A 2,695-nucleotide genomic window follows, 5' to 3' on the forward strand; every position below is an offset into this window, starting at 1 on the left:
CCCCGGACCCGCCCCCGTGCGGTGCGGTCAGTGCCGGACGGGGATTCAGTGCTGGACGGGGATGGTGGCGGTCAGCCAGGTGAAGACGCCCGGGACCATCGGCTTCCAGACATCGCTGCTGTGGGAGCCGCTGGTCTCCTGGACGGTGACGGTGGTGGGGGGCTTGGCGGCGGCCTTCAGGGCCTCGCCGGCCTCCAGGCCGTCACCCTTGTTGCCGCTGACGTACAGGGCGGTCTTCGGCGGGGTCTTCGCGGACTTCAGGATGTTGAGCGGGTTGGAGACCTCGCGCAGGTGCGGGTCCTTCGCGGTCAGCGACTTGCCCTCGGTGGCGGGGTCGTTGTAGCCGGACAGGCTGATCCCGGCCCGGTAGCGGTTCGGGTGCTCCAGGGCGAGCTTGGCGGCGCAGTGGGCGCCCGCCGAGTAGCCGGCCACCGCCCAGCGCTCGGGCGACGGGTCGGCGCGGAAGTTGTCGAGGACCATCTGCGGCACGTCGCGGGAGAGCCAGGCGTCCGCGTTGACCTTGCCGGGGACGTCGGCGCAGCCGGTGTCGGTGCTGTCGCCCAGCAGGTTGGTGCGCGGCGAGACCAGGATGAACGGGGCGACCTGCCCGTCGCGCATCATCGGCTTCAGCTGCTCGGAGACCTTCAGGGTGCCGAACCAGGTCTTGGAGGAGCCCGGCCAGCCCGGCAGCAGTTCCACCACGGGGAAGGTCCTGTCCTTGTACGCCGGGTCGTCGTACTGCGGCGGCAGCCAGACCAGCACCTCGCCGTCGACGCCGGACACCTCGCCCTTGAGGTCGGTGGTCCGCACGTCCTCGGGCACCTTCGGGTCGTCGACCGGCTTGAACTGCTGGAGCACCTTGGTGCGCTGCGCGTCGTTGCCGGGCCCGCCGGCGCCGTCCGAGCCGTCCGGCCCGGTCCGCAGGTCGGGCACCGCGCGGACGTGGTTGCCGGTGCCGAGCAGGTCGTCCCAGCTGCCGTAGATCAGGTTGGCGTTGTTCACCATGACGAAGACCATCAGGACGGCCGTGATCTGACAGAACAGCAGCATCACGATCCTGGAGAGCGCCTGAAAGGGCTTCGGCCCGCGCACCCGGCCCCACAGCAGCAGCGCCACCGCGATCGAGACCGGCACCAGGACGATCGTGAGGAGGAGGAACGGGGTGCCTGTCAGCTGCATCGGGGTCTCTCGAATCGGGTCGTCCGGCCGTCCGGGGCAAGGTCCCCCGGATCACGCATCACACTTGTCAGACTGCGTCACACACTCGATCAGTTGCTGTCGACACTCGCGGAAACCTGAGAGGAACATCACTTTTTCGTGAGAATCCGCTGGGTGCCCGGCGCCCAGTCTGCCAGTTCGCCCACAGCCCTCCGACCTCCGAGCGCAACCTTTACCCGATCAAGGAGCATTCGTTCCGTGACCCGTGCCAGCGGCCCCGCCCGTCCCGTCCTGCCCAACCTGCTGGGCCTCGGCCCGCGCGCCGAGCGCCGCCGGCGCACCCTGCCCGCCGGGGTGCTGAGGCTGCCCACCATCGGGGTGGACATCGGCGGGACCAAGGTCGTCGCGGGCGTGGTCGACGGGGACGGCCGCGTGGTGGAGCGGCTGCGCACCGAGACCCCGGACAAGAGCAAGAGCCCCAAGGTGGTCGAGGACGTCATCGTCGACCTGGTGCTGCAACTGGCCGACAAGCACGACGTGCACGCCGTCGGCGTCGGCGCGGCGGGCTGGGTGGACGCCGAGCGCTCCACCGTGCTGTTCGCCCCGCACCTGAACTGGCGCGGAGAACCGCTGCGGCAGGCGCTCAGCTCCCGGCTGCGCTTCCCGGTGGTGGTGGAGAACGACGCCAACGCGGCGGCCTGGGCCGAGTGGCGCTTCGGCGCCGGGCGCGGCGAGGACCACATGGTGATGATCACCCTGGGCACCGGGATCGGCGGCGCGCAGGTCCGCGACGGCCACGTCGACCGGGGCAAGCACGGCCTGGCGGGCGAGTTCGGCCACATGCAGGTGGTGCCGGGCGGCCACCGCTGCCCGTGCGGCAACCGGGGCTGCTGGGAGCAGTACTCCTCCGGCAACGCGCTGGTGCGCGAGGCGCGCGGGCTGGCCGCCGAGGAGTCCCCGGTGGTGCAGCCGCTGCTGGCCCGGGCCGGCGGCACCCCGCTGGGCATCACCGGCCCGCTGGTCACCGAGGCCGCCCGGGACGGCGACGCGGTGGCCGTCGAGCTGCTCTACGAGGTCGGCCGCTGGCTCGGCGTCGGCATCGCCAACCTGGCCGCCGCGCTCGACCCCGGCCGCTTCGTGGTCGGCGGCGGCGTCAGCGAGGCCGGCGACCTGCTGCTCGGCCCGGCCCGGGACGCCTTCCGCCGCACCCTGACCGGCCGCGGCTTCCGCCCCGAGGCCGAGATCGTGCACGCCGACCTCGGCAACGAGGCCGGACTGGTCGGCGCCGCCGACCTGGCCCGGCAGGTGGCCCGCCGCTTCCGCACCGTCAAGCGCCGCCGGGTGGAACGACCCGCGGGCAACGGCTGATCCGCGGACCGGTGTTGACGCCGCGTCAACGCCCGGTGAAAACCGCCCCGGATGGCCGACGCGCCTGTTGTCCGGTGCACGTCGGGTGTGGGACAACGGGGGACCGACGCCGACCCAGGGAGGCCGCATGCGTGCCCGTCTCGTCCCCGTCCTCGCGCTCGTCACCGCC

General features: G+C 72.5%; 2 protein-coding genes. One reads left to right on the plus strand and one right to left on the minus strand.

Annotation, left to right across the window (positions count from 1 at the left end; genetic code table 11):
• Positions 1–45: 45 nt before the first annotated feature.
• Entirely contained in the window at positions 46–1,179 is a 1,134-nt protein-coding gene (locus tag ACFUEL_RS38090) for an alpha/beta hydrolase (RefSeq protein WP_380242560.1), read from the minus strand.
• A gap of 237 nt (positions 1,180–1,416) precedes the next feature.
• On the opposite strand from ACFUEL_RS38090, the gene ACFUEL_RS38095 reads away from it, so the two are divergent.
• On the plus strand, positions 1,417–2,526 hold the full coding sequence (locus ACFUEL_RS38095; RefSeq protein ID WP_380242562.1) for an ROK family glucokinase: 1,110 nt from the start codon (positions 1,417–1,419) through the stop codon (positions 2,524–2,526).
• The last annotated feature ends 169 nt before the right edge of the window (positions 2,527–2,695 follow it).

The organism is Kitasatospora sp. NPDC057198, from assembly GCF_042670125.1.
Lineage (GTDB): Bacteria > Actinomycetota > Actinomycetes > Streptomycetales > Streptomycetaceae > Kitasatospora.

Coding starts and splice junctions, on each gene's coding strand:
- ACFUEL_RS38090 (WP_380242560.1), bottom strand. CDS start 1,179: ATGCAGCTGACAGGCACCCCGTTCCTCCTCCTCACGATCGTCCTGGTG.